Source organism: Bradyrhizobium sp. Ken64, assembly GCF_055807555.1.
The window spans coordinates 255,450-281,972 of record NZ_JBVVPA010000005.1 but is presented as its reverse complement, the minus strand read 5'-3'; the positions used below and the strand labels follow the sequence as shown (position 1 = coordinate 281,972).

Genomic DNA, 26,523 nt, shown 5'->3' with positions numbered 1-26,523 from the left:
CGTAGCCCGGATGGAGCGAAGCGCAATCCGGGGCCAGCTAGGCAATTGGAAGCGGCTGTCCCGGATTTCTCTTCGCTCCATCCCGGCTACGAGCAAAGCATCGCTATTTCTCAGCGAGGCTGCGAACGTGCTTGATAATTCCGGAAAAATCCACCCCGCCGTGGCCGGCTGCGTCGAATGACTGATAGATTTCCTGCGCATGCTTGCCGAGCGGCGTCGCCGCGCCCGCGGCCTTGGCGGCGTCCTGCGCCAGCGTCAGATCCTTCACCATCAGCGCCGAGGCAAAGCCCGGCTTGTAGTCGTTGTTGGCGGGCGAGGTCGGCACTGGCCCGGGCACCGGGCAATAGGTCGTCAGCGACCAGCACTGGCCCGACGAGGTCGAGGCGACGTCGAACAGCGCCTGGTGCGAGAGCCCGAGCTTCTCGGCCAGCGCGAACGCCTCGCTCACGGCGATCATGGAAATGCCGAGGATCATGTTGTTGCAGATCTTTGCCGCTTGGCCCGCGCCGGCACCGCCGCAATGCACGATCTTCTTGCCCATGTTCTCCAGCACGGGCTTTGCCGCTGCGAACGCGTTGTCCTCGCCGCCGCACATGAAGGTGAGCGTCGCACCCTTGGCGCCGCCGGTGCCGCCGGAGACCGGCGCGTCGACCGAAAGCACCCCGTGCTTGGCCGCCAGCGCATGCGCCTGGCGCGCGCTCTCGACGTCGATGGTGGAGGAGTCGATGATCAACGCACCCTTGGTCATGACAGGGACGACCTCGCCCCACACGCCGAGCACATGCTTGCCGGCCGGCAGCATGGTGACGACCACATCGGCGCCTTTCACGGCGCCCGCCGCGCTCTCGGCGATGCCGGCACCGTCGGCCTTGGCCTGGTTGCGGGAGGTCTCGGCGAGGTCGAAGGCAACGGCCTTGTGGCCGGCCTTGACCAGATTGGCGGCCATTGGACCGCCCATGTTGCCGAGACCGATGAATGCGATCGTGGCCATCTTGGTTTCCTCCGCTTCAAAGACGTTGTTAATTGAACTTCAGTTCGTCGGCGCCGATCTCGGCGAGATACTGCGCGAGCATGTCCGGCGTGACGTCCTCGATCCGCGACGGCGACCAGGTCGGATTGCGGTCCTTGTCGATCACGGCGGCACGCACGCCTTCGCGAAAGTCGTCGCTGCGGAAGACTTCCAGCGCAGCGCGATATTCGCGCACCAGGCATTCTTCCAGGCTGGACGCGGTGCGCGCGAGCCGCAGCAACTTGAGCGTCACCACCATGCCGCGCGGCGATTTTTCGTTGAGCGTCTTCAATGTCGTGAGCGCGAACTCGGAACCGTCACGCTTGAGCGCGGCAAAGATGTCTTCCATGCGGTCGAAGCCGAACAGTGCGTCGATCGCCGGCTCCCTTGCGGCGACCGGCCCCACGGTCTCCCCCGTCGCAAAACCGTTGATGAGCTTGCTGACATCGGCCGCGGTGATGCCCAGGCGAACCTTGGTCAGCGCGTCGCGCAAGTCCGGCCATTTGGCCGCCGGCACCACCGCGTCGGCAAACTTCGCATGGATCGCATCGGGGCCGTTCATGGTCTGGCCAGTCAGGCCGAAATAAGTGCCGATCTCGCCCGGCGAGCGTGACAACAGCCAGGTGCCGCCGACGTCGGGAAAGAAACCGAGCCCGACCTCGGGCATCGCGAGCCTGGTGCGGTCGGTCACGATTCGATGGCTCGCATGCGCCGAGAGTCCGACGCCGCCCCCCATCACGATGCCGTCCATGAAGGCGACATAGGGTTTTGGGAATTTCTTGATCCGGGCATTGAGGATGTACTCCTCCCGCCACAGGATCTTGCCGAGGTCGCCGTCGACCTTCGAGCTCTCCCAGAGCGCACGGATGTCGCCGCCGGCACACAGGCCACGCTCGCCTGCACCTTCCAGCACGATCACGGCAATCGCGGGGTCGGCTTCGAAGCGGTCGAGCGCCTTGTCGATGTCGCGAAACATCTCCAGCGTCACGGCATTGATTGCCTTCGGACGGTTGAGCCTGACAATGCCGGCCGCGCCCTCGACCCGCGCGACCAGGTCGCCCTCCTGCGCTCCACTCATCGCGCGCCCTCGATCAATTTGCGCGCCACGATCAGCCGCATGATTTCATTGGTGCCTTCGAGGATCTGGTGCACGCGCAAATCGCGCACGATCTTCTCGATGCCGTATTCGCTGAGATAGCCGTAGCCGCCATGAAGCTGGAGCGCTTGGTTGGCAACCTCGAAGCCGGCATCGGTGCCAAAACGCTTGGCCATCGCACAGAGCATGGTGGCATCCGGATCCTTGCGATCCAGCGCGGCGGCGGCGCGCCACAGGAAGGTGCGCGCAGCCTCCAGCTCGATCGCCATGTCGGCGAGCTTGAATTGCAGCGCCTGGAATTCGTCGAGACGCTTGCCGAAGGCCTTGCGCTCTTTCATGTAGGCGCGCGCCTTGTCGAGCGCGGTCTGCGCACCGCCGAGCGAGCAGGCCGTGATGTTGAGGCGCCCGCCGTCGAGGCCCGCCATCGCGATCTTGAAGCCGACGCCCTCCTCGCTCAGCCGGTTGGCGACCGGCACGCGCGCGTTCTCGAAGATCACGGCGCGGGTCGGCTGCGCGTTCCAGCCCATCTTGCGCTCGTTGGCGCCGAACGAGACGCCCGGCGTCTTGCCGTCGATCACAAGCGTCGAGATTCCGCCCGGGCCATCGCCGCCGGTGCGGACCATCGCCACCAAGAGATCAGTGCCGCCGGCACCGGAGATGAACTGCTTCTGACCGTTGAGGACGTAATGATCGCCCTCGCGCACGGCACGGGTGCGGAGCGCTGCCGCGTCTGAACCGGCGCCGGGCTCCGTCAGGCAGTAGCTCGCAATCAGCTCCATGGTGCAGAGCTTGGGCAACCATGTGTGGCGCTGGGTGTCGCTGCCGTAGGCATCGATCATCCAGGACGCCATGTTGTGGATGGAGATGAAGGCCGAGGTGGTCGGACAGCCTGTCGCCAGCGCCTCGAAGATCAGCGCCGCGTCGAACCGCGTCATGGCGGAGCCGCCGACATCCTCGCGGATGTAGATGCCGCCCATCCCGAGCGTGGCGGCCTCGCGCATGACCTCGACGGGAAAATGCTTCTCCTCGTCCCAGCGCAGCGCGTGCGGCGCGATCCTTTCCGCCGCAAACGCCAACGCCATGTCGCGAACCGCGATCTGATCGTCGTCCAGAGCGAACTGCATGATGGGCTGCTCACTGTTCTCGTCATTGCGAGGAGCGAAGCGACGAAGCAATCCAGTGTGTCCGAGGAGAAAGTCTGGATTGCTTCGCTACGCTCGCAATGACGGGCTCGCAATGACGGGCTGGGCTACAGCCTTACTTCATCAGCGGGATCGAGAACTCCGCGCCTTCCTTGACGCCGGACGGCCAGCGCGAGGTCACCGTCTTGGTCTTGGTGTAGAAGCGGACCGAATCCGGGCCGTGCTGGTTGAGATCGCCGAAGCCCGACTTCTTCCAACCACCGAAGGTGTAATAGGCGATCGGCACCGGGATCGGCACGTTGATGCCGACCATGCCGACGTTGACTTTGGCCGCGAAGTCGCGCGCGGCATCGCCGTCGCGGGTGAAGATCGCAACGCCGTTGCCGTAATCGTGCTCCGACGGCAGCGCCAGCGCTTCCTTGTAATCGTGCGCACGAACGACCGAGAGCACGGGACCAAAGATCTCTTCCTTGTAGATCCGCATGTCCTTGGTGACGTTGTCGAACAGCGAACCGCCGAGATAGAAGCCGTTCTCGTAGCCCTGCATCTTGAAGCCGCGGCCGTCGACGGCGAGCGTCGCGCCTTCCTTGATGCCGATGTCGATATAGCCCTTGACCTTCTCGACCGCCTCGCGCGTCACCAGCGGACCGTAATCGGCGGACGGATCGATCGAGGTGCCGATCTTGAGCGACTCGACGCGCGGGACCAGCTTTTCCATCAAGCGGTCGGCAGTGGACTTGCCGACGGGGACCGCGACGGACACGGCCATGCAGCGTTCGCCGGCCGAGCCGTAGCCGGCGCCGATCAGTGCGTCGACCGCCTGGTCCATGTCGGCATCGGGCATGATGATGGCGTGGTTCTTGGCCCCGCCAAAACACTGGCAGCGCTTGCCAGTCTGGGCTGCGCGCTCGTAGATGTATTGCGCGATCGGGGTGGAGCCGACGAAACCGACGGCCTTGATATCGGGATCGTCGAGGATGGAGTCGACTGCTTCCTTGTCGCCGTTGACGACATTGAGGATGCCGGCCGGCAGGCCCGCCTCGATCATCAGCTCGGCGAGCATCATGGGCACGCCGGGATCGCGCTCCGACGGCTTCAGGATGAAGGCGTTGCCGCAGGCAATCGCGGGAGCGAACTTCCACATCGGGATCATCGCCGGGAAATTGAACGGCGTGATGCCGGCGACGACGCCGAGCGCCTGGCGCATGGAGTAGATGTCGATGCCGGGGCCGGCGCCTTCGGTGTATTCGCCCTTCATCAGATGCGGGATGCCGCAGGCGAATTCCGCGACTTCGAGGCCACGCTGGATGTCACCCTTGGCGTCAGGAACGGTCTTGCCATGCTCGCGGGCGAGCAGCTCGGCGAGCTTGTCGTAGTCGCGCTGCACCAGCTCGACGAACTTCATCATGACGCGGGCGCGGCGCTGCGGGTTGGTCGCAGCCCATTCCGGCTGGGCGGCGCGGGCGTTTTCCACGGCGGCGCGAACCTCGGCCTTGGACGCCAGCGCCACCTTGGCCTGGACGTCACCGGTCATCGGCTCGAAAACGTCGGCGGTGCGGCCCGAGGTGCCCTTGACCTCTTTGCCACCAATGAAATGTCCGACTGAACGCATGGAATGGTCTCCTTGAGGCGAGCTTGAACGCTTTGACAAATCCTATCGACCTGCATTTTATAGGATTCAAGTCTGAGATAATGCACCATAGATGTGCGAAAATGCTGGATCAAGGCGCTATCGACTGGGACGACTTCCGCTTCGTGCTGGCCATCGTGCGGGGCGGCTCGGTTTCGGCTGCGGCAAAACAGCTCGGCGTCGACCATGCCACCGTCATCCGCCGCGTCGACCGGCTGGAGAAGCACCTCTCGGCCAAGCTGTTTGACCGGCGCAAGACCGGCTACCTGCTGACAGAGGCTGGCCAGCGCGTCGCCGACAGCGCCGAAGCCATGGAATCGACCATCGTCGCCAACCAGGAGCAGGTCGGTGGCTCCGTGGCGCGGCTGACCGGCACGGTGCGGATCGGCGCCCCCGACGGCTTTGGGACCGCGTTCCTGGCGCCGCGACTGGCGCCGTTCGCGGACCGGTATCCCGATCTCGACCTGCAACTTGTGGCCACCGCGCGGCTGTTCAGCCTCTCCAAGCGCGAGGCCGATATCGCCATCAGCCTGACCATGCCGAAGGAAGGCCGCATCGTCGGCCGCAAGCTGCTCGACTACCGGCTCGGACTCTATGCCGCGCCCGCCTATCTCGACCGCTTCCCGAAAATCACCTCGCGCGAGGTGCTGCCGCACCATCGATTCGTCGGCTATATCGAGGAGCTCTTGTTCACGCCCGAGCTCGACTATTTGCCGCAGGTGTCGCCGAAGATCTCCGCACGGTTGCGCAGCGCCAATCTGATCGCGCAACTCAACGCCACGCTCGCCGGCTTCGGTATTGCCGTCCTGCCGCATTTCATGGCGGCCGACTATCCGCAGCTGATTGCGGTGCTGGCGGAAGAGGTCTCGATCACCCGCACCTTCTGGATGCTGATGCACGCCGACAGCAAGGACCTCGCGCGGATCCGTGCGGTGGCGGATTACATCGGCGAGATCGTTGAGCGCGAGCGGGCGTTGTTTGCGGGAAGGTAGAATTTGCAGGGGAGCACGACTGCCTCACCTCATGGTGAGGAGGCGCGGAGCGCCGTCTCGAACCATGCAGGCCACATCTCACCCGCGGCCATCCTTCGAGACGACCGCTGTGCGGTCTCCTCACGATAACGTCCGGAGCCTCTGGCTTTCGCTAACTCTGCTTCGCCTTCTTCGCAACCGCAGCCTTCGGCTCGCGGCGCGCGCCGTCCAGCGCGCTGTCCTTGCCCGTCTTCAGCACCTCGTCCGATAGCTCGCTCGAGCCGGCGATGCGCGCGAGCAACATGGTGCCAGCCATGGTCGCCAGGGTCGCGATCGCCTGCTTGCGCGCAGCCTTGCGCGGCAGATTCGGGATGAAGTCCGTGATCATCTCGATCATCTCGTCGAGCTTGCCGGCAAAGGCCTTTCGCGTCTTCGGGCTCTCGCGGGCGATCTCGGCGCCGAGCGCGGGGATCGAGCAACCGTGACCGGGGTTGTCGCGATGCACCGTCGAGAGATAGGTCTCGACGATCTGGGGAAGCTGCTTCTCCGGCGCGACCTGATCGGACTGCTTGCGCCAGTGCTCCATCGAGCGATTCATCGCGTAGTCGAATGCCTCGATCACAAGCGCCTCGCGGGAATCGAAATGGGCGTAGAAGCCGCCATGGGTCAGGCCCGCTTCCTTCATGAGGTCGGCGACGCCTATGCCGTGGGCGCCCTTTTCGCGCAGCCGCACGGAGGCCTTCTTCACGATGCGGTCGTGGGTTTCCTGCTTGTGTTCCCGGGAATAGCGCATGCGGATCTCATTGGATGTCGGAGGTCATCTAATAACACGGATATCGGCCGGACGGCGCATTAATTCCCGGTAAAATTGTTGCCGATCATGGAAAAGGTCGCCGTTGCGTGCACCGCAAGTGCCCCCTTACCGTCCCGCACGAAGCCCTCGGTGTAGCTGGTCTGGCGTCCCAGCTTGATCACCTTGCCTTCGGCTGCGATCAGCCCGGACCGGACCGAGAGCGGACGCAGGAAGGTCATTTTCAGATCGAGGGTGACGGAGCCCTGCCCGGACTCCAGCCTGGTCGAGATCGCACACCCCATGGCGGTGTCGATCAGCGCGGCGGCAGTGGCTCCGTGCAGGAGGCCGATGGTGTTCTCGAGGTCCTCGCGCGGATCGAGTTCCATGACGATTCGGCCCGGCTCGACCACGGCCATGACGAAGCCGATCAGCTTGGCAAAGGGTGGCGGCGGCAACCGTCCGTCGCGGATGCCTAGCATCGCGTCCATGCCTGACAGGCCCATTGCCACTTTCGCAACCGGCGCAGGCACCTGCCACTCCACCACCCGCTCGCGCCTCTGCACGGGCGAAAACAGGTCGAGTTGATCGATGTTGGTCACCATGGCCTCTTTGTATGATTTCCATCATACTATCCTGCGGATTTCGTGCTGGCAACTCCCTCCCCGCCCGCTTGACAAGCAATGTATTTCGGCCCGGAAGTGTGATCCCGACCGGCGTATTCGCACGTCCACGAAACTCAGAGATCCTCTCATGGAAATGCTCAACCACCACTGCGGCGTGACGCGCGATGCGCGCGGCGTCGTTCATGTCGCGATCTGCAACGCCGGCTCGCTGAACATTTTGGGCTCGCCCGTCACCGAAGCGGTGCGCAAAGGCTTGCAGCAGCTCTCGTCGGACCGCAGCATCCGGGTTGTGGTGCTGCGCGGCCAGAGCGAGAAGAGCATGATCGGCGGTGCCGATATCAAGGAGATGGCCGGGCTCGACCAGAAGTCCGCCGAAGCTTTCATCAGCCGCCTGCGCGACCTCTGCGAGGCGGTGCGCGCCTTTCCGGCCCCGATGATCGCGCGCATGCCCGGCTGGTGCCTCGGCGGCGGGCTCGAAGTCGCTGCCGCCTGCGATTTCCGGATCGCGGCGCATGACGCGCATTTCGGCATGCCGGAGGTGCGCGTCGGCATTCCCTCGGTGATCCATGCCGCGCTGCTGCCGCGCCTGATCGGGTGGGCCCGCGCGCGCTGGTTGGTGATGACTGCTGAGAACATCGACGCGGCGACGGCTCTGGCGTGGGGACTGGTCGACAAGGTCGCGCCGGAGGGTGGGCTCGATGCCGAGGTCGAGCACCTCGTGAAGGCCCTGCTCGAATGCGGCCCCGAGGCGCTGCGCTCGCAGAAGGCACTGCTGCGGCAATGGGAGGAACTGCCGCTGACGGAGTCGGTGGATTTGAGCGTCAAAGTCTTCGGCGAGTCGTTCCTGACGGACGAGCCGACGCGGCTGATGGGCGCGTTTGTGAATCGGAAACGGTAGGCTCTCCGCCCCGTCCGTTCGAACGAGCAAATCTCATCTGACCCACGACAATTTCTCATGCCGGACGCGGTTGCATTTTTTGCGCCGCATCATATGATGATCATAATCTTACATTCTGACATCTGAGGGAGTCTTCCCCATGGCCGAAGCCGCCGATCCCGTCGTCATCGTCTCCGCCGTCCGCAGTCCGCTCGGCCGTTTCATGGGCGAGCTGTCGCCGCTGGCCGCGCACAAGCTCGGGTCGCACGTGATCGGCGCGGCACTCGAGCGTGCCAAGCTTGCGCCGGAGAAGGTCGACGAGGTCTTCATGGGCTGCGTCCTTCCCGCGGGCCAGGGCCAGGCCCCGGCGCGCCAGGCTGCGCGTGCCGCCGGTCTGCCCGACGCCACCGGCGCCACCACCGTCAACAAGGTCTGCGGCTCCGGCATGAAAGCGACCATGCTGGCGCACGATATCATTCGCGCCGGCTCGGCCGAGATCGTCGTCTCCGGCGGCATGGAAAGCATGAGCAACGCGCCATATCTGCTCGCCAAGGCGCGTGGCGGCTATCGCGCCGGCCACGACCGCATTATCGACCACATGATGATGGACGGCCTCGAAGACGCCTACGAGACCGGCCGCTCCATGGGCGATTTCGGCGAGGCCACCGCCGAAGCCTATCAGTTCACCCGCAAGGACCAGGACGCCTATGCGATGGAAACGCTCAGCCGCGCGCGCAAGGCGGTCGAGGGCGGCGCGTTCAAGGCCGAGATCGCGCCGATCACGCTGAGCGAGAAGGCAGGTCCCCGCATCGTCGCCAATGACGAGCATCCGCTGAAGGTCGATCCCGCGAAGATCCCCGGGCTGAAGCCGGCGTTCCGCGCCAACGGCACCATCACGCCGGCGGCCTCTTCCGCCAACGCCGACGGCGCCGCTGCGCTGGTACTGACGAAGCGCTCGCTCGCCGATCGCAGCGGCCTGCCGGCTCTGGCCGAGATCAAGGGCCACGCCACCCACAGCCAGGAGCCGCAATGGTTCACCACGGCGCCGATCCCGGCAATCCGCAAGCTGCTCGACAAGGTCGGCTGGAGCGCCGACGATGTCGATCTGTTCGAAATCAACGAGGCCTTTGCCGTGGTGGCGATGGCGGCGCAGCGCGATCTCGGCATTCCCCGCGACAAGCTCAACGTCAACGGCGGCGCCTGCGCGCTCGGCCATCCCATCGGCGCCACCGGCGCACGGCTGATCGTGACGCTGCTACATGCGCTCGAGGCGCGAAAGCTCAAGCGCGGCATCGCGGCGCTCTGCATCGGCGGCGGCGAAGCCACTGCGATTGCGGTGGAGCGCTTGACGCACTGACGTGAAAGTCCGGAAGTGAGGGAACTCTGTCATTTTCGACAGACGAGTCCCGTGCCATTCTGCAAACTTGCGCAGGTCTCTCGCCTGCCCATCAAGATTGAGGCCCAATGATCTCGAACTGGCTCGCGGCAACGCTCGGACGCCGCAATATCCACTACGGCTGGGTGATGGTCGGCGTGACCTTCCTCACGGCGCTGATCAGCGCCGGCACGGTCGGCGCGCCCGGCGTGTTCATCGTTCCGCTTCAGAAGGAGTTCGGCTGGAGCACGGCGGAGATCTCCTCCGCACTGTCGATCCGCTTCATCCTGTTCGGGCTGATGGCGCCGTTCGCGGCTGCCCTGCTCAACCGCTACGGCCTGCGCAACGTCACGCTGACCGCGCAGCTCATCGTCGTCTCGGCGCTGGTGCTCTCGCTCGGCATGACAGAGGTCTGGCAGCTCGTCGCGCTGTGGGGTGTGGTGATCGGGATCGGCACCGGCATGACTGCGCTGGTGCTGGGCGCCACCATCGCGACGCGCTGGTTCGCGGCGCGGCGCGGCCTCGTCGTCGGTATCATGACCGCGAGTGTCGCCACCGGTCAGCTCGTGTTCCTGCCTCTGCTGGCAAGCCTCACCGAACGCTTCGGCTGGCGGCTTGCACTCGGCTTCGTCTGCATCGCGCTCGGTGTTTCCGCCCTCGCGGTCCTGCTCGCGATGCGCGACCGCCCGAGCGACGTCGGCCTGCGCCCCTTCGGCGACGAAGGCGCAGAGCCCCTGCCCGCCCCGCCGGTCAGCCACGGCTCGATCACCGGCGTGGCGCTCGGCACGCTGCGCGACGCCTCGAAGAGCAGCGCGTTCTGGGTTCTGTTCGCGACCTTCTTCGTCTGCGGCGCATCCACCAATGGCCTCGTGCAGGTGCATCTGATTCCGATGTGCCTCGATTTCGGCATCCCCCAGGTGCAGGCCGCGGGCCTGTTGGCTGCGATGGGCATCTTCGATTTCTTCGGCACCATCATGTCGGGCTGGCTGTCGGACCGCTACGACAACCGCTATTTGCTGTTCTGGTATTACGGCCTGCGCGGGCTCTCGCTGATCTTCCTCCCTTTCAGCGATTTCTCGTTCTATGGGCTCTCGATCTTCGCGATGTTCTACGGGCTCGACTGGATCGCAACCGTGCCGCCCACGGTGCGCCTGACCGCGCAGAAATTCGGACCCGAGCGCGCCAATCTGGTGTTCGGCTGGATCTTTGCCGGCCACCAGCTCGGCGCGGGCACCGCCGCCTTCGGCGCGGGTTTCTCGCGGACGGTCTATCAGAGCTACCTGCCCGCCTTCTTCATCGCCGGCGCGCTCTGCGTGTTCGCCTCGCTGATCGTGCTGACGCTGTCGCGACAACCGAAGCCGAAGCCGCAGGCCGCGATGGCTTAGTACCTGATCGTGGTGGTGACTCCGAAGACTGCGGCGTCACCGATCCGCGCGACACCGCTCGAATCGTTCGGGTCCGGGATGCCGCCCGATGGACGGAACACATATTGGAAGTACGGCGCGACCAGCCAGCCCGGCTTGACATGCGCTTCGTAGATCATCTCGATCAGGGTTTCGTTGCTGCGCACCGGGCTCTGGATGCCGGTGAAGAATTGGGTATCGACGTCGAGATGACGCGCAGTGTTCGAGATCCGCATGTAGGCCGCCGCCACGCCGAAGCGATCGAGCGGTCGACCGGGAACGAAACCGACGAAGCCGATGCCGCCGTCGATATAGAGATCAATCAGGTTGCGGTCCGGCGGGCTGTAGGCGATGCGGCCGAACGCGGTGACACCCGCGAGCGAGGCCGACGTGCTGTTGTCCCTGACCTCCGGCGGGCGGTAGAGCACCTGCTCGATGACCGCGAAGATTCCGTAATTGCCGCGAAGCTTCGCCGGAATGCCGCTTCCGCCGGGATCGGCGATCGACTGCCCCTCCGCCGTAAAGCGCTGGCTGTCGAAGGAGCCATAATGCTTCCAGGCACCCGGCGTGACATTGCCGGCGAGCGGACGGCCGCCGATATCGATGGCGTAGTTGAAGCGAACCTGCCCGATCACCCACGGCGGGTCGTTGACGCGAAAGGCGAGACCATGATGGTCGCGAAGCTGCGGATCTGCATCGCCAGGTCCTGACGGATCGCCGTTGAAGACAGCACCGAACGCCGTGATCTGATCCGTCAGCGCGGCCTTGATGCGAATGCCGGGCACCGCGATCGGCGGCGCCGGCCCGCCGGCCGGAAGGTTGGATGCCTTGATCGCCGGCCAGCCGAAGGTGCCGTTGATGAAGAGATCGTCGGTCTGGCTGTCGAAAAACTCGACATCGGCGGCCTGCTGGCCGGCCCTGATGTTCAAGCGGTCGTTGAAGAAGCTCTGCTCGAAATAGGCATTGTAGAGCCGCTGGTCCGGCAGCGCCTCGATTTCGCTGATGGTGGCGAGATTCATGACGTAGTTGCGGCTCAGACCTCGCCCGTAGATCACGAAGGCATTGGCGTAAAAGCGGCCACCGGTCCAGCCGACCAGCTTGTCGAGATCGGCATCGACCGACAGATCAAGCCGGCCGAAATGGATGGCGCCGCGCTTAACGCCACCCGACACATTGCCGATGTTGTCGGCGATGTAGGTGGCGCCGAAATTCAGGCCCTTGTCGGCGAGGCCGTCATGCCAGTCGTTGAACCATTTCGGAGCGAGCCACCCCGCCGCGCTTTCGTCTTTGGCGCCAGCGAACGCGCTCGTGCCTGCCACTGTCCAGGCCAGCGCAATGGCAGCCGCATATCGCAGCAAAAATCGATGTGCACTCGCGATCACGGCTGATACCGGCTGGCGTACGCTATTTGAAGATGCCGCTACGCCGCATGAAGAGATAGGCCGCACCGACCGACGAGGCCATCAGGAGCGCCGCCCAGAAAAATCCGCTCTCGACATCGGTCAGCGGCAGGCCCTTGGTGTTCATGCCGAAGATACCGGTGATCAGCGTCGGCGGCAGCAACAGCGAAGTGACGATCGATAGCGTGTGGAGGTGGTTGTTGCTTTGCTCCTCGTTCTTGAAACGCAGCTCCTCCTCGAGCAGGCGGCTGCGTTCGCGCAGCTCGACGATATCGTGGTCAAGGCCGTCCAGCCGCTGCGCCAGCTTGCCGGCCTGGATACGCAGGTCCGGCGACAGGTGGTCGGTGTTCTTCTGGTCGAGGCGATGGAACAGCGTACGCAGGCCGGTGAGCTGGCGATGCAGCCTGACGCAGGTCCGGCGCAGCCGGCCGAGATTGCGGCGCATCTCCGGCTTGGCGTCGTCGGCCAGAATCCGCTCCTCGATCTCGTCGATCTCCTGGCCGAGCTTGTCGGCCATCCTATCAAGCGTGTCGGCGACCTCGTCGACGATCTTTTCGAGGAGATGGGCGACATTGTCGACGCGGTAGCCGCCTTCGAGCACCCGGCGTGTCGCGTCCGCCGAGCACAGCGCCTGATGGCGGCCGCTGATCAGGAGCCGCTCGGTCATGGCGAAGCGCAGGAACGCGGTCTCCTCCGTCGCGCTGCCGATGTCGCGTACGAGGTCGGAGAACACGCCGTAGATGCAGTGATCGATGACGTGAAGCTGCTGGAAGGTGTCGTTGGACAGCAAGAGCTCGCGCGCAAGCGGCGGCAGCTGTGACGCGGCGATCCACGGCCGTGAACGCGTGTCCGTGAGGTTGAAATGCAGCCAGAGCCGGCCGTCGTGACTGAACTCGATCGGCTGGTCGATCGGCAGCGCTTCGGCACCGCCGTCGCTGTGGAGGCGGAACGCCCACACCAGGCCGGGAATGCCAGACACGGAATCCGATATCGCGCTGACACGCTTTGCCGGCTCAGCCATGACCAACCCCAACCGTCAACGAATGCCCCGCTCCGGAAGATGGCTGACGCCTCTTCCGGACCCACGCGGGTACTCAATTACGGCATTGTTACAGTTTGATGATGACGCCCTACTCGGCCGCCAGCGCCGTCGAGGCCGCCGCCTCGGCTTCCCTGATGTAGTCGTGCACGACGCGGCCGAACGGCAGCGTCAGGTCGGCGATGTAATGATGCGCGCCGAGGCAGCGGCGGACCGGGAAATCAGCGACGGGCGCGTTGACATGCGGCACCAGATGCAGCCGGCCGGGCCCCATCCAGGAACCCTTCGGCACGATGTCGATGAGGTTGATCGCGACGAGCTGGCAGATCTCGAGGCGGCCGTCGACGCCGGGGATCATCTTCAAATTGATCTGCGTCTTCGACAGCGTCGTCCGGGTCAGATCGCCGTTGCCGGCCATGCTCTCGTGCTTGTAGCCCATCGTGCCCATGGCGACGAGCTGGCCGGCATATTCCAGCGTGCCCGTCAGCGTGTCCTTGACGATCTCGAGTTTGGGATGCGCGTATTTCTTGGGAAAGCCCCAGATCTCGCGGCCGGCGGCGATCGGCGGATCATCGTCCAGATACATCTGCGAGACGAAGTTGACCTCCTCGCCGTGCAGGCGCGCGGGGATGACGAGGCCGGACTCGGTGTAGCTGCCGAAGCCGGAGGAGTCCGGCATCCTGATCCATTCGTAATGCACGATCGGCTGATCGATCGGCTCCAGCGGCTCAGGCAGGCCGGCGCGGATGAGGTCCGGATCGGTCTCGTAGGTGATGACGAGGAATTCGCGGTTGACGAAGCGATAGGGCCCGGCCGGATAGCTCGGCCCGGCCGCCGGCATCGACGGAAGTCTCAGCAACTCTTCCCTGCGCATCGCTGGTCTCCTCTTGTAGCGCTCATGTGATGCCCGCCCGGCAGCGTCAGGCGGCGATGCAGAGTGCTAGCCGCCGTCATTGACTGCGATGTGAAGGATTTCCGTCAGCCGCACGACCGCAGCCATTCCCAAGGCGATCATGGTGCATGCAAGCGATGCATCCGCGCCAGAATTGTCATTACGCCGTCACCGCCGGACGCAATCGTTCGGCGAAACAGGGAGCACCGACCATGGACGCCCGCACATATCAGACACATCAGCCTTCTTCACGAGGCTGGCGGCCCGAGCGCTGCGACCGCGTCGCGCTGGTGCTGCAAGGTGGCGGCGCGCTCGGCGCCTATCAGGCCGGCGTCTACCAGGCGCTGCACGAGGCCGGCATCGAGCCCGACTGGGTCTGCGGCGTCTCGATCGGCGCGATCAACTCCGCCATCATCGCCGGCAACAAGCCGGAGAAGCGGCTCGAGGCGCTGCGCATTTTCTGGGAGCGCATCACCAACCGCAAGATCTGGCACTACACGCCTGACGGCGACATCTTTCGCCAGTGGCGCAATCTCACCAGCGCCTGGATGACGTCGGCGATGGGCCAGCCGGGCTTCTTCAGCCCGCATCAAGTCAATCCATGGCTCAGCCCGGTCGGAGCCCGGACCGCCACCAGCTATTACGACACGATGCCGCTGAAGGAGAGCCTGCTCGAACTCGTCGACTTCGACCTCATCAACGAGAAGAAGGTTCGCTTCGCAGTCGGCGCCGTGAACGTGCTCTCCGGCAATTTCATCTATTTCGACAATTCCCATGACGAGATCGAGCCGGAGCACATCATGGCTTCCGGCGCCCTGCCCCCGGCACTGCCGATGGTACGGATCGGCACCGATCATTTCTGGGACGGCGGCATCGTCTCCAATACGCCGCTCCAGCACCTGCTCGACCAGGAGGACGCGCTCAATTCGCTGGTGTTCCAGGTCGACCTGTTCAGCGCGCGGGGCGTGCTGCCGCGCTCGATCCAGGACGTGATGGCCCGCCACAAGGACATCATGTATTCCTCGCGCACCCGCCACAACACCGACGTCTACCGCCGCACCCACAACCTCAAGGTCCTGCTCTACAAGGCCCTGGCGAAGCTGCCCGACGAGCAGCTCTCCGAGGAGGAGCGCAAACTCAAGTCGAGCCTGCGCCACATGCCGGAGATCGCGATCCTGCATCTGATCTACCAGCAGAAGGCCTATGAAGGCGACGCCAAGGACCACGAATTCTCGGGCACCTCGATGCGCGAGCACTGGACCTCCGGCTACGAAGACACCAAGCGCACCCTCAAGCGCCGCGACTGGATCAAGATGCCCGACGAAGGCATGGGGCTGGTGGTGCACGATGTGCACCGGGAGACGGAAAGCGCGTGAGCAACGCGCCCCGCGGGGCGCGCTCAAACAAAAAGTGCGAAAACAACCCCATGCACAGTAGCCGGGGCGTGGCAAATCAATGACTTACGCTTTACCGAAAACGATTTGACTCGTCGGGCAAAACAGGAGCAGGATGTCATCGTCGGGCATCTGCGTCATCATCGCCATCAACCTGCAAAATGGTCTCCGACAGCAGAGCGGCAGCCTTTTGCAGCGGGCCTATGAACCGGTCCAACTCGACGAAGCTGACGCGTGCCACCGGCACGGAGACGCCCAGGCAAGCGATCAGCTCTCGATCCGGGGACAGGATGGGCACGGCACACCCCACCACGCCTTTCACGTACTCTTCGTTCGTTTTGGCCCAGCCGCGCTGCCGCGTCTCTTCGAGCACCTTCATTAGCGCGTGGACATCGACAATCGTCGTTTCAGTGAATTTGATCAGAGCGAGTGCGTGGCACAGCTTCACCCGCGTCCGCTCGGGCAATCCGCTCATGTAGATCTTTCCGGTGGACGTGCAGTGTAGCGGCGCCGCTTCTCCCGGATTGAACTGAAGACCTTGCGGCTCCGAAACGCGAACGCTGTCCACATAGGCGACGGAATTATCGCGCACGACGCCGATCTCGCATTGTTCACCGATTTCTGCCGCGACCGCTCGAAGCACCGCGTGCCGCCGCGCTGTGCGGAAGGCCGCGCCGATCACAGTCGCGGATAGCGTGACGAGTTGATTACCCACAACGTAACGCTTGGTCCCCAACGCCTTCTGAAGCAGTCCGCGGCCTTCAAGATTTCCGATCAACCTGTGCGCCGTTGGAAGAGGCAGCGAGAGAGCCTTGGCGATCTCTGCCGCTGAGACGGCTTTGCGTTGGTCAGCCACATGCCGAACGATCGCGAGGGCGCGGTCCAAGGGTCCATCCCTCTCAACTTGCTTCGTCATTTCCCTACCGGTTGGGATTGGCAGCAAAATACACTCCAGTCCAATAATTATCATTTTTCGGAATAAAATCTATTGATATTCGACAATTCCATTTGTCCAACTCCGGAAAGCTCATATTCTTGGCGCTGTCGGCGATTGACTAGAACTTGTGCAGCGCGGTCTCGCCGTTTCGAAATGTCGCTTCGTCGCATGGCCGACCGCCAAGTCCGACGGCGCGCTCAACAGGAGATGTGTATGTCTCGTCACTACGACGTGGACGCCGTGAGGAAGGAATTCCCTGCCGTTGAACGGATGGTTTATCTGGACTCGGGATTTCAAACGCCGCTCGCGCGCCCGGTGAGAGCCGCGATCGAGCTCTTCCTTCGCGAGGGCTTCGAGACGGCTGGCCCGAAGAGCGTCTGGCTCGACCGGGTGGAGCAGACCCGCGCCAAGGTCGCTCGCTTTCTCGGCGTGACTGCCGATGAGATCGCCTTCACGAAAAACACGTCGGAAAGCATGAACATCGCGGCAAACGCATTGCCGCTCCAGGCCGGTGACAATGTCCTGATGGTCCACGGCGATCATCCGAACAACGCCTACGCGTTCCTCAATCTGCAACGGAAGGGCGTCGAAATTCGCTTCATTCCGATGACGGATATCGTCGATGCCGACAGCTTTGCTCCCTTCATTGACGACAAGACGCGCGCAATCTCGATGTCGCATGTGACCTTCCATGCCGGTCACCGCTTTGACATCGAGAGCGTCGGCGCGATGTGCGCCAGGAAGAAGCTCTACTTTGTCGTCGATGTGATGCAGGCGATCGGCGTCGTACCTGTTGATGCGAAGGCGATCGGCGCCAGCTTCATCGGCTCCGGCAGCCACAAGGGATTGCTCGTTCCGCAAGGCCTCGGGCTTCTCTATTGGGACAAATCCCTTCGAGAGCTGGAACCGACCTATATGGCGGCCGCGAGCCTCGCCGATATCCCCAGCGACCTCATCGCGCGTCCCGACAAAATGGCGCCCTCTGCGACCGCCAGGCGCTTTGAACTTGGCAATTTCAATCTGCCCGCGATCCATGCTCTGGGTGCTTCCCTCGACATGATCGAGCAGATCGGGGTGCAGAACATCCAGAACCACTGCTTCGACCTCGGCGATCACCTGATCGCGCGCCTGGACGAATTGGACGTCCGCCTGGTTGGCCCGCACGAGCGACAACACCGCGCTCCGCACATCTACGTCATCGCCCTGCCCGCAGCGGACTGGCTCGGGCATTTCGAGGAGAACGGCGTGCGGGTTTCGCCCGAACGTGACGGCATCCGCGTCTCGCTCGGCATGTTCAACACCGCGACGGATATCGATCGCCTGATCGACGTCATTCGCCGGCGAGGGCTCGGACGCCCTTCGGTTGCAGCTTGAATTTGACAAACGATGGGATGACAAAAACCATGAAACAGCTCGTTCAGGTATTGGGACTTCTCCCGGCGCTCTTAGTTAGCAACGCAAGCCTCTCCGCGGCGGCGGATAGCCCGACGCTGGACAAGATCAAATCCAGCGGTTCGATTACGATCGGTCACCGTGAGGCCTCAATACCGTTCTCGTACCTCGGGCCCGACCAGAAGCCCGTCGGTTTCTCGCTCGATCTCTGCGCGGCGATCGTCGATCGCGTCAAGGAGGAGCTGAGATTGCCCAATCTCAAGGTCAGTTTCACCCCGGTGAACTCGTCGAACCGGATACCGCTGATCCAGAGCGGGACCGTCGACATCGAATGCGGCGGCACCGCGAATGACAAGAAGCGGCAGGAACAGGTCTCGTTTTCGGTCGCCACGTTCGTCAGCCAGCCGCGATGGCTGGTCAAAGCCGCCAGTGGCGTCAAGACCGCCGGCGACCTGAAAGGCAAGACGATCGTCGTCACCCAGGGCTCCAACGCGGTCGGCTTCGCGCAGGGCGTCAACGCCAAGGAACAGCTCGGCCTCAACATCGTCCAAGCCAAGGACCATGCGGAATCGTTCCTCATGTTGAACACCGGCCGTGCGGCCGCCTTCATGGAGGACGATATTCTCCTCGCCGGGCTGAAGGCTGCGGCGCCGAATCCGGACGCACTCCTGTTCCTTCCCGAGGGTTACGCGAAGATCTACTACGGGCTGATGTTCACGAAGGGCGATGCCGGTTTCAAGGCACTCGTCGACGACGTTCTCTCCAAGCAAATGGCATCAGGCCAATTCGAGAAGACCTACGCAAAATGGTTCACCAAGCCGATCCCGCCCAAGGGTGAGAATCTCGCATTTCCGCTCACCGACGAATTGATGGGCCGGATCGCGCATCCCAGCGATTCTGTCGACTGACTGACGGAGCCGATCGTCTCGCCAGGTCATCCTCGTCCGCACCTGCAACTTTGAGGACTCGCGATGTTCGGAGTGCTTTTTGAACAGACGGCGGACGGCCAGCGCTATATCGACTGGCTGCTGTCGGGTCTCGGTTGGACACTCGCTCTCGCCTTCTTCGGCTGGTGGATCGCCTTCGGCATCGGGGTGATCGTCGGCGTGGGCCGCACGGTGCAAAATCGCGTCTTCGCGATACCGGCCCGGCTCTATGTCGAGATATTCCGGAACATCCCTGTCCTTGTGCAGATGTTCCTCTGGTATTTTGTTTTCCCGGAGGTGGTGCCGAGCGCAATCGGAGATGCAATCAAGCAGATCCCGCCGCCATGGGCATCGTTCTTCCCGGCACTTCTTTGCCTCGGGCTCTACACGGCTTCCCGCATAGCCGAGCAGGTCCGGGCCGGCATCGAGGCGCTCCCAAAGGGACAGCTCGAAGCCGCCAACGCCCTCGGCCTCAGCGGTTACCTCACCTATCGACACGTCATCGTGCCGCAGGCCTTGCGCCTCATCGTGCCGAGCCTCACCAGCGAGGTGATGGGCATCTACAAGAACACCTCCGTCGCACTCACGATCGGTTTGATGGAGCTGACCGCCCAGGCACGCCAGATCAGTGAAGCGACGTTCCAGACATTCACTGCCTTTGGCGCGGCGACCATCGTCTATCTCTGTCTGGCACTGATTGCCTATCAAGCCATGGCGCTGATCGACAGAGCGGTCCGGATTCCGGGTAGCGCGCCCGCCACGCTCCCGGCTGACCAGGATCTCGCCGGCGAAGTGGAGCAAGGCGCCTTGCCCGGCGTGATGGGAGCCGCGAAATGAACGCCCTCGATTTCTCGATCGTCGCGCAATCATGGCCCTATCTCTGGTCGGGCCTGCTGTTCTCGCTGTCGCTCACGACCGCCGCGTTCGCCATCGGCATGATTCTCGGAACCTGCCTTGCGCTGGCGCAGCACTTCGAGCTTCCCGTGGTTGCCCAGATCATCCGCGGCTACGTCGCGATCATCCGATCGATCCCGCTGATCCTCGTTCTATTCTGGTTTTTCTTCCTGGTGCCGATCGTGCTCGGGCACCTTAGCGGCAACGGCCGCCCCATCCCGATCGGCGCCACCTATACCGCCTTCATCACTTTCGGCTTGTTTGAGGCGGCCTACTATTCCGAGATCATCCGCGTTGGACTGCGCGCCGTGAACAAGGGCCAGTTTGAGGCCTGCCAAGCCCTCGCGCTGTCCACCTACGACACCTACCGCCAGATTGTCCTCCCGCAGGTCCTGCGGGTGGCAAGTCCGATTATCCTGAGCCAGACGATCATCCTGTTTCAGGACACGTCTCTCGTCTACGTCCTGTCGTTGACGGATCTTCTCGGTGCGGCCTCCAAGCTCGCGCAGCTCAACGGCCGCCTCGTCGAAATGTACCTCGTCATAGCAGTAGCCTATCTCGTCATCAGCTCTGCGGCGTCCCAGTGCGTCGCCATCCTTCGCAAGCGATATGCTGTTGCCGCTGCCCGCTGACCATCGGGGTACCAAATGGCCCCGCATTTGGGAGACGAACATGCCTCAAGCGACTGTCCGCAATGCCACACGGCCCGCCGAGATCGTCGTCGTCGAGAACGTGACGAAGCGGTTCGGCGCATTCACCGCGCTGAACGACGTCACCCTCAAGGTCGACAAGGGCGAGAAGATCGTGCTCTGCGGACCATCAGGCTCCGGCAAGTCCACCCTTATCCGGTGCATCAACCATATCGAGAAGCACGATGCAGGCAGGATCATCGTCGATGGTGTCGAGCTGACCAACCGCATCGCCGACATCAACAGCGTACGTTGTGAAGTCGGGATGGTGTTTCAGAGCTTCAACCTTTTTCCGCACCTCACCGTCGCGGAAAACTGCATGCTGGCTCCAATTAAGGTTCGCGGGATTTCGGAGTCTGAAGCGCGCGATCGCGCACTCGGCCTGCTGCGGAAGGTCCGCATTCAGGATCAGGCCGACAAGTATCCCGCGCAATTGTCGGGCGGTCAGCAGCAACGTGTCGCCATCGCGCGAGCGCTGTGCATGCAGCCCAAGATCATGCTGTTCGACGAACCGACATCGGCTCTCGACCCCGAGATGGTCAAGGAGGTACTGGAAACCATGGTCGAGCTGGCGAAAGAGGGAATGACGATGGTGTGCGTGACGCACGAAATGGGATTCGCCCGGGAGGTCGCCGACCGAGTGGTCTTCATGGATCGCGGAAACATCATCGAGGAAGCGGATCCGGAAACATTCTTTCGAGATCCTCGCACGGAACGAGCGAAGGCTTTTCTAAACCAGATCATTCACTAGCCAAATCGGCAGCGCCCGATAGAGTGCGGCTTGTCGAGGCGATGCCACAACCCCCATCACGACGCCCCGGAGCGCTTGGTTTCCGCTCTGATTCGAAAGTCCGATTTTGCAGCACTGAGCGCTGCGGCGAGCTCGTCGATGTGGTAGGGTTTCGACAGGATCCGGATCCCGGCTGTTTCGGCGTCGTGAACCGCGGCTTCGGCGTATCCGCTCGTCAGCAAGACCGGAATGTCGCTTCGCCGTCTCTTGATCTCGGACGCGAGCTCGACACCGTTCATGCCGCCCGGCATCATGATATCGGAAAACACCAGATCGACGGAGCGGCCGTCCGCCAAGGCACCGAGCGCCGCCGCAGCGCTGGCCGCGCGCGTGACTTGGTAACCGAGCTGCGCAAGCATCTCGCTGACCAGCGCGGCGACCTCGTCGTCGTCTTCGACGAGGAGAACCCGGCCATGATTGGCCTTCTTGGGCCGAGCCCGGTTCAGGTCGATGAGATGCCGTTCACCCGAAGGGATATTCCTGGATCGCGGCAAATAGAGCTCGATGCTGGTGCCCTCGTCGACGATCGATTTTATGCGAACCATCCCGCGTGACTGCGTCGCAAATCCGTGAACCTGGGCAAGCCCCAGGCCCGAGCCTTTCCCGACATCCTTGGTCGTGAAGAACGGTTCGAAGACCCGCGCCAGGATCTCGGGGCTCATTCCAACGCCCCTGTCGACCACGGACAGACGAACGTAATCGCCCGCGATCTCGTTCTCGTTCAGGCCGGCCAGGTTCTCGCCACGGACAACAATCGTACCGCCGTTCGGCATCGCGTCGCGGGCGTTGACCGCCAGGTTGAGAACGACCAGTTCGAGCTCTCCCGGATCGACCTCCACCGGCCAAAGCCCCTCCGGAAAATCGAACTCGACGTGAACGTCGCCTCTCAGGCTCCGATCGAGCAATTCGCGCATGCCGCCGATCTGCGCCGGGATGTCGACGGCCTCGGGCCGGAGCTTCTGCCGCCGTGAAAAAGCCAGAAGCTGCCTGGTCAGGCCGGCACCACGCTGCGCCGCCTGAACCATTCCTTCCAACAGGCGCCGCCGCCGATCAGGATCGGTCTGCCGGTCTAGCATGTCCAATCCACCGGAGATCACCATCAGCAGATTGTTGAAGTCGTGCGCTACTCCGCCGGTCAACTGTCCGATGGCTTCGATCTTCTGGGCCTGACGAAGGGTCTCCTCGACGCGGGCGCGCTCTTCCATTTCGGCCCGCAGATGCTTGTTGGCCTCCTCGAGGGCACGGGTGCGCTCGACCACGAGCTTCTCGAGCTCCTGGGCCGTCCGCTCGCGCGCCTGCAGCAAGGTCCTAATTTCATATTGCCGCCGGCGGGCCCGCATTGCGGATTGAATTGCGCTCGTCAGCGTGATCGGCTGAACCGGGCGTTCAAGCAGCGAAACGTTGCGGAGTGTCTCGACGATGCTGCGGCGCCAGGCAACCACCGCCGGCTGCTCCCGGTGGCTGGTGAGAATGACAAAGGGCAGGTCGGACCAGGGCGGCTGCCGCTCGATCCAATGTGCCAGCGGCTGGGTATCCTTCCCGAACAGACCCTCCTCGGCGAGAAGGACCGCGCCCACGCCCGCCGACATCTCGCTGACCAGTTCAGGCAGACCCCGACAATTGATCGCTGCGAGATTCGAACTACGGAAAAGCTCGACCGATGCCGGTCCATCGCGGCCGATCGGAGCAAACACGAGAACGCAATGATCGCGGTCGGCGTTCATTCCGACAGCCCTTCCGGCATCTCTGTGCCCGAGTAATGCGGATTCCCGGAAAAGATACCGCTGAATCCGGTCAGCGGAGGACCTACCGTGATGCCCGCACTGCCAAGACGAAACTCGCGGATGGAATTTTCATGATTGCCGCTGCGCTTCTTCACGACCGAGAGGGCACGCCGCACCGTTCCGCCGACTTCGAAATAGCGCAGCATGAGCACGGCATCGCTCAAATAGCTGATATCGAGAGCGGTTTCCATCGGACCGACCAGCCCATGCTGGGCGAGGATCAGGACGGTCAGCACGCCTTTCTGTCCGAGATAGCTCAGCAGCTCGTGCATCTGGAGGATGAGAAATCGCTCATCCGGCATTGCGTTGAGATAGCCGTTCAGACTGTCGATGATAACAATTCGGGCGTTATCCTGTTCGACGCTGTTGCGCACATTGGCGGCGAATTCGCCGGGGGACATCTCGGCGGGATCGATCTGTTTAAATCGGATGAGTCCCGACTGCAGATGGTTTTCAAGGGGCAGGCCCAGCGTTCGAGCCCGGGCCTCCACCGTACCGCGACCTTCATCGAAGGCAAAGAACACCGTATGCTCACCGCGATCTGCCGCAGCGATCGCATAGGTCAGCGCGAGAGAAGATTTGCCTACACCGGCGGCGCCCAAAAGCAGCGCACTGGTGCCGCGCTCGAGCCCTCCTCCCAGGAGCTGGTCGAGTTCCGCATTGCCGCTGGGCGTCAACTCACCGGTGAACGCGGTGTGATGTTCCGCCGCTACCAGACGGGGGAATATATGTACCCCTCCCGCTTCGATCGTGAAATCGTGGAAGCCGCCGCGAAATCGAATGCCGCGCATTTTGATCACGCGAAGCCGCCGGCGCTCTGCGCCATAATCAATGGCGAGCTGTTCGAGCATCACGACGCCATGCGCGATCGAATGGAGTTGCAGATCGTCCTGGGAGGACGAGAGATCGTCGAGGAGGATGACCGTGCAATTGCGGTTGGTGAAAAAGTGCTTCAGGGCCAGAACCTGGCGCCGGTACCGCAGCGGGTTCTGCGCAAGGAGGCGCAACTCGGACAGGCTGTCCAGCACCACGCGCGCGGGATTGATCCGTTCGACCTCCTTGAATATCAGGCCCGTGGTTTCGCTCAGCTCCATTTCGGCGGGGTGGAAGACGGTGAGCTCGCGCTCCGGATCGAGCGTCGTCTCCGGCGGCACCAGTTCGAAGATGTCGACGCCTTGCAGCGACCAGCCGTGCCGCTGCGCAACCAGCGCCAGCTCGCGCTTGGTTTCCGACAAGGAGATATAGAGTACGCGTTCACCGCAGCGCGCGCCCTCGAGAAGGAATTGAAGCGCCATCGTGGTCTTGCCCGAGCCGGGCCGACCCTCGTAGAGGTACATGCGATTGGGATCGAGCCCGCCGTAGAGGATATCGTCGAGGCCGTCACTGCCGGTCGAAATCCTGGGCAACTCTCCGGGGTCGCTGGCTTGCACCCGGCTTGATGAATTGATCATTGAATCCCCGTGAAGTTCCATCGCCGACAGTGCGCTCCGGCCCCGAGATGGGACGCGCGGTCAGCGGCCCGGTCTCAGCCGTAAGGCGAAATCTGGCAAAGAACGCCCAAGCCGGGTTCCAAGTTCCGCCTCCGGACGCATGTCCGCCAGACCGTCTGCCGCGGAACCGTTCCGGTCCTAGACGGTCAGCGTCGACAAGGCAGTTCGCGGCCCCGAAAAGCCGCGCGAGCTCACTGCATCATCGCGGCCGCGATCTTCTCCGCCGACATCAGGACCGGAAAATTGGTGTTGGCGCACGGCACCACCGGGAAGATCGAGGCATCGACGACGCGCAGGCCCTGCACGCCCTTGACGCGCCCCTCCGGATCGACCACCGCCATCGGATCGTCGGCCCGGCCCATGCGGCACGAGCAGGAGGCGTGCCACACGCCGATGGTCGCCTTGCGCACGAAGGCTTCCAGCGCCTCGTCATCGTTGATGACGTCGTCGAAGGTGAAGCCCTCGACCACGAAATTGTCGATCATGTAGTGGCGCAGCACAGCCGGCCCGTCCATCAGGGCCGCGGCGATCTTGGTGAGAATCCGATTCCTGGTGTTGACCACGCCGATCTTGCGCACGCGGTCGGTATAGGAGGCCGGGAACGGCTTGTCCGTCACGGCCCTGACGACGTCGCTCATCTGCACGGCCGCCATCTTACGGAAACCGCTCATCAGCCGATCGAGGTCGCGCCGGTCGGACAACAGGTTGAACTCGACGATCGGCTCGACCGCCGGGTCGCGCGAGGCAAGCTTGACCTGTCCGGTCTCGGAATAGGTCTTGTTGACGAATGTCAGCAGCGATCCGATCTGCTCACCGACCGCGTGCCAGGCCGATTTGCTGAGCAGGACGACGAACATGTCGCCTTTCGGTACGCCTTCGAGCCCGGACGAGTAACGCAGGCCAAGCTGCATGTGGCGCCTGGTGTGCTCGTTCATCCGCGCGCCGCGGCGGACAAAGGACGACAGCGAGATCGAGGGATGATCCATCAGGCGCTGGCCGACGCCCTGCAGCCCCATCAGCACGGGAATGCCCATATCCTTGAGGTGACCGACCGGGCCGATGCCGGCGCGCAACAGATGCGCCGGCGAATGGATCGCGCCGCTGGAGAGAATGATCTCGCGGGCGCGGAATTCCTGCTCCCGCCCGTCGACCACGGCCTTCACGCCGACGCATTGCGTGCCTTCGAACAGCAACTCCCTGACTTGCGTGTTGGTTGAGATCGTGAGGTTGGCGCGCTTGCGCGTGTCGCGATCGAGATAGCCCATGGCAGCCGAGACGCGTTGCTCGGCCTGGTTGGAGTGCGTCACCGGGAAAAACCCGTCGACGAACTCGCCATTCTGGTCGGGCAGGAACTGATGTCCGGCCTGCTGGAAGGCTTGCGCGAACGCCTGCGAATGCCGCGTCCAGTGCTCCCTGGGGATTCGGCGGACCGGAATGCGGCCGTCCTTGCCGTGGTAGGGACCGTCGAAATCGAGGTCGCGCTCGACCTTCTTGAAGAAGGGCAGCACATCGTTCCAGCTCCACCCCGCAGCGCCGCGCGCTTCCCATTCGTCGTAGTCGGTCGGCGCGCCGCGGTTGGCCATCTGGCCATTGATCGAAGAGCCCCCGCCAAGCACGCGAGCCTGCTCGTATTTGCGTAAGGGCGGACGTCCTTCGTTCGGATTGTTGTGGCTGACGATCTGGGTCGTGACCTTGAGCTCGGTCCAGTGGAAGCGCGGATCGAAATAGGCCGTCCCCGGATAGCTGTCCCTGATCTCGGCCGGCTCGTCCCCGGGCGGCGTGTCCTGTCCGGCCTCGCAGAGCAGGACCTTGTTGGCGCTCCTCGCGGAGAGCCGGTGGGCCAGCACGGACCCTGCCGAGCCGCCGCCCACGATAATGAAGTCGTACACGATTGGCGCTTCCTCTTGTTCTTGCCCGGGAAGCGTAGCGCGTTATTGTTTTGAGGTCACGTCATCGCTGCCGCGGCAAGGCGCGAGC

General features: G+C 63.4%; 23 protein-coding genes. 10 read left to right on the top strand and 13 right to left on the bottom strand.

Annotated elements, in window-relative coordinates; all coding sequences use genetic code 11:
• Nucleotides 1-103: 103 nt before the first annotated feature.
• The 4 genes from mmsB to AC0L2F_RS11640 all read right to left on the bottom strand — a co-directional run bounded on the left by mmsB (nucleotide 104) and on the right by AC0L2F_RS11640 (nucleotide 4,859).
• Nucleotides 104-991, bottom strand: a complete 888-nt coding sequence (gene mmsB / locus AC0L2F_RS11655; RefSeq protein ID WP_473248451.1) for a 3-hydroxyisobutyrate dehydrogenase — start codon at nucleotides 989-991, stop codon at nucleotides 104-106.
• A 28-nt stretch (nucleotides 992-1,019) separates the two neighbouring features.
• A complete protein-coding gene (locus AC0L2F_RS11650) occupies nucleotides 1,020-2,087 on the bottom strand; it encodes an enoyl-CoA hydratase/isomerase family protein (RefSeq protein WP_473248450.1) in 1,068 nt (355 codons plus the stop codon).
• On the bottom strand, nucleotides 2,084-3,229 hold the full coding sequence (locus AC0L2F_RS11645) for an isobutyryl-CoA dehydrogenase (RefSeq protein ID WP_473248449.1): 1,146 nt from the start codon (nucleotides 3,227-3,229) through the stop codon (nucleotides 2,084-2,086). Before AC0L2F_RS11645 ends, AC0L2F_RS11650 begins: the two co-directional genes overlap by 4 nt.
• A 133-nt stretch (nucleotides 3,230-3,362) precedes the next feature.
• Nucleotides 3,363-4,859: a CoA-acylating methylmalonate-semialdehyde dehydrogenase gene (locus AC0L2F_RS11640; RefSeq protein ID WP_473248448.1), complete on the bottom strand. Its 1,497-nt coding sequence runs from the start codon at nucleotides 4,857-4,859 to the stop codon at nucleotides 3,363-3,365.
• A 101-nt stretch (nucleotides 4,860-4,960) separates the two neighbouring features.
• Between AC0L2F_RS11640 and AC0L2F_RS11635 the strand changes: the two genes are divergently transcribed.
• A complete protein-coding gene (locus tag AC0L2F_RS11635) occupies nucleotides 4,961-5,869 on the top strand; it encodes a LysR family transcriptional regulator (protein WP_007609106.1) in 909 nt (302 codons plus the stop codon).
• 151 nt (nucleotides 5,870-6,020) lie between these two features.
• Here the strand turns inward: AC0L2F_RS11635 and AC0L2F_RS11630 are convergent, their stop codons facing one another.
• The gene (locus AC0L2F_RS11630; RefSeq protein WP_007609104.1) at nucleotides 6,021-6,641 is read right to left on the bottom strand and encodes a TetR/AcrR family transcriptional regulator; all 621 of its coding nucleotides are present in this window, start codon (nucleotides 6,639-6,641) and stop codon (nucleotides 6,021-6,023) included.
• Between the two features lie 59 nt (nucleotides 6,642-6,700).
• The gene (locus AC0L2F_RS11625; protein WP_007609099.1) at nucleotides 6,701-7,240 is read right to left on the bottom strand and encodes a PaaI family thioesterase; all 540 of its coding nucleotides are present in this window, start codon (nucleotides 7,238-7,240) and stop codon (nucleotides 6,701-6,703) included.
• A gap of 151 nt (nucleotides 7,241-7,391) precedes the next feature.
• Here AC0L2F_RS11625 and AC0L2F_RS11620 point away from each other — a divergent pair, with 151 nt between their 5' ends.
• The 3 genes from AC0L2F_RS11620 to AC0L2F_RS11610 all read left to right on the top strand — a co-directional run bounded on the left by AC0L2F_RS11620 (nucleotide 7,392) and on the right by AC0L2F_RS11610 (nucleotide 10,901).
• Nucleotides 7,392-8,162 carry an enoyl-CoA hydratase gene (locus tag AC0L2F_RS11620; RefSeq protein ID WP_007609097.1) on the top strand — a complete coding sequence of 257 codons (771 nt, stop codon included), beginning with the start codon at nucleotides 7,392-7,394 and terminating at the stop codon, nucleotides 8,160-8,162.
• A 139-nt stretch (nucleotides 8,163-8,301) separates the two neighbouring features.
• Complete coding sequence (locus tag AC0L2F_RS11615; RefSeq protein WP_473248447.1) at nucleotides 8,302-9,498, top strand: acetyl-CoA C-acyltransferase; 1,197 nt, start codon at nucleotides 8,302-8,304, stop codon at nucleotides 9,496-9,498.
• 107 nt (nucleotides 9,499-9,605) lie between these two features.
• The gene (locus tag AC0L2F_RS11610; RefSeq protein WP_473248446.1) at nucleotides 9,606-10,901 is read left to right on the top strand and encodes an MFS transporter; all 1,296 of its coding nucleotides are present in this window, start codon (nucleotides 9,606-9,608) and stop codon (nucleotides 10,899-10,901) included.
• Here AC0L2F_RS11610 and AC0L2F_RS11605 read toward each other — a convergent pair.
• From AC0L2F_RS11605 to AC0L2F_RS11595, 3 genes are all read right to left on the bottom strand, one after another.
• Nucleotides 10,898-12,301 carry a carbohydrate porin gene (locus tag AC0L2F_RS11605; protein ID WP_473248445.1) on the bottom strand — a complete coding sequence of 468 codons (1,404 nt, stop codon included), beginning with the start codon at nucleotides 12,299-12,301 and terminating at the stop codon, nucleotides 10,898-10,900. The genes AC0L2F_RS11610 and AC0L2F_RS11605 overlap by 4 nt on opposite strands.
• A 22-nt stretch (nucleotides 12,302-12,323) precedes the next feature.
• On the bottom strand, nucleotides 12,324-13,340 hold the full coding sequence (locus AC0L2F_RS11600) for a transporter (protein ID WP_473248444.1): 1,017 nt from the start codon (nucleotides 13,338-13,340) through the stop codon (nucleotides 12,324-12,326).
• A gap of 109 nt (nucleotides 13,341-13,449) precedes the next feature.
• Nucleotides 13,450-14,232: an acetoacetate decarboxylase gene (locus tag AC0L2F_RS11595; RefSeq protein ID WP_473248442.1), complete on the bottom strand. Its 783-nt coding sequence runs from the start codon at nucleotides 14,230-14,232 to the stop codon at nucleotides 13,450-13,452.
• A 230-nt stretch (nucleotides 14,233-14,462) separates the two neighbouring features.
• Between AC0L2F_RS11595 and AC0L2F_RS11590 the strand changes: the two genes are divergently transcribed.
• Nucleotides 14,463-15,626, top strand: coding sequence for a patatin-like phospholipase family protein (locus AC0L2F_RS11590; protein WP_007609083.1), 1,164 nt, complete (start codon nucleotides 14,463-14,465; stop codon nucleotides 15,624-15,626).
• A 136-nt stretch (nucleotides 15,627-15,762) separates the two neighbouring features.
• Here the strand turns inward: AC0L2F_RS11590 and AC0L2F_RS11585 are convergent, their stop codons facing one another.
• Nucleotides 15,763-16,560 (bottom strand): IclR family transcriptional regulator, encoded by a 798-nt coding sequence (locus AC0L2F_RS11585; RefSeq protein WP_473248441.1) that lies wholly within the window; start codon nucleotides 16,558-16,560, stop codon nucleotides 15,763-15,765.
• A 234-nt stretch (nucleotides 16,561-16,794) separates the two neighbouring features.
• On the opposite strand from AC0L2F_RS11585, the gene AC0L2F_RS11580 reads away from it, so the two are divergent.
• From AC0L2F_RS11580 to AC0L2F_RS11560, 5 genes are all read left to right on the top strand, one after another.
• Nucleotides 16,795-17,955: an aminotransferase class V-fold PLP-dependent enzyme gene (locus AC0L2F_RS11580; protein WP_179950114.1), complete on the top strand. Its 1,161-nt coding sequence runs from the start codon at nucleotides 16,795-16,797 to the stop codon at nucleotides 17,953-17,955.
• Between the two features lie 29 nt (nucleotides 17,956-17,984).
• Nucleotides 17,985-18,881: an amino acid ABC transporter substrate-binding protein gene (locus tag AC0L2F_RS11575; protein WP_473248440.1), complete on the top strand. Its 897-nt coding sequence runs from the start codon at nucleotides 17,985-17,987 to the stop codon at nucleotides 18,879-18,881.
• 63 nt (nucleotides 18,882-18,944) lie between these two features.
• Nucleotides 18,945-19,736: an amino acid ABC transporter permease gene (locus AC0L2F_RS11570; protein WP_473248439.1), complete on the top strand. Its 792-nt coding sequence runs from the start codon at nucleotides 18,945-18,947 to the stop codon at nucleotides 19,734-19,736.
• Nucleotides 19,733-20,425, top strand: coding sequence for an amino acid ABC transporter permease (locus AC0L2F_RS11565; RefSeq protein ID WP_473248438.1), 693 nt, complete (start codon nucleotides 19,733-19,735; stop codon nucleotides 20,423-20,425). The genes AC0L2F_RS11570 and AC0L2F_RS11565 overlap by 4 nt, the downstream gene beginning before the upstream one ends.
• A 40-nt stretch (nucleotides 20,426-20,465) precedes the next feature.
• The gene (locus AC0L2F_RS11560; RefSeq protein ID WP_473248437.1) at nucleotides 20,466-21,233 is read left to right on the top strand and encodes an amino acid ABC transporter ATP-binding protein; all 768 of its coding nucleotides are present in this window, start codon (nucleotides 20,466-20,468) and stop codon (nucleotides 21,231-21,233) included.
• 56 nt (nucleotides 21,234-21,289) lie between these two features.
• On the opposite strand, the gene AC0L2F_RS11555 is transcribed toward AC0L2F_RS11560, so the two are convergent.
• The 3 genes from AC0L2F_RS11555 to AC0L2F_RS11545 form a co-directional block, all read right to left on the bottom strand.
• Entirely contained in the window at nucleotides 21,290-22,996 is a 1,707-nt protein-coding gene (locus AC0L2F_RS11555) for a response regulator (RefSeq protein ID WP_473248436.1), read from the bottom strand.
• Entirely contained in the window at nucleotides 22,993-24,507 is a 1,515-nt protein-coding gene (locus AC0L2F_RS11550; protein WP_007609067.1) for an ATPase domain-containing protein, read from the bottom strand. The genes AC0L2F_RS11555 and AC0L2F_RS11550 overlap by 4 nt, the downstream gene beginning before the upstream one ends.
• Nucleotides 24,508-24,737: 230 nt before the next feature.
• Nucleotides 24,738-26,435 carry a GMC family oxidoreductase gene (locus tag AC0L2F_RS11545; RefSeq protein WP_473248435.1) on the bottom strand — a complete coding sequence of 566 codons (1,698 nt, stop codon included), beginning with the start codon at nucleotides 26,433-26,435 and terminating at the stop codon, nucleotides 24,738-24,740.
• Nucleotides 26,436-26,523: the final 88 nt, after the last annotated feature.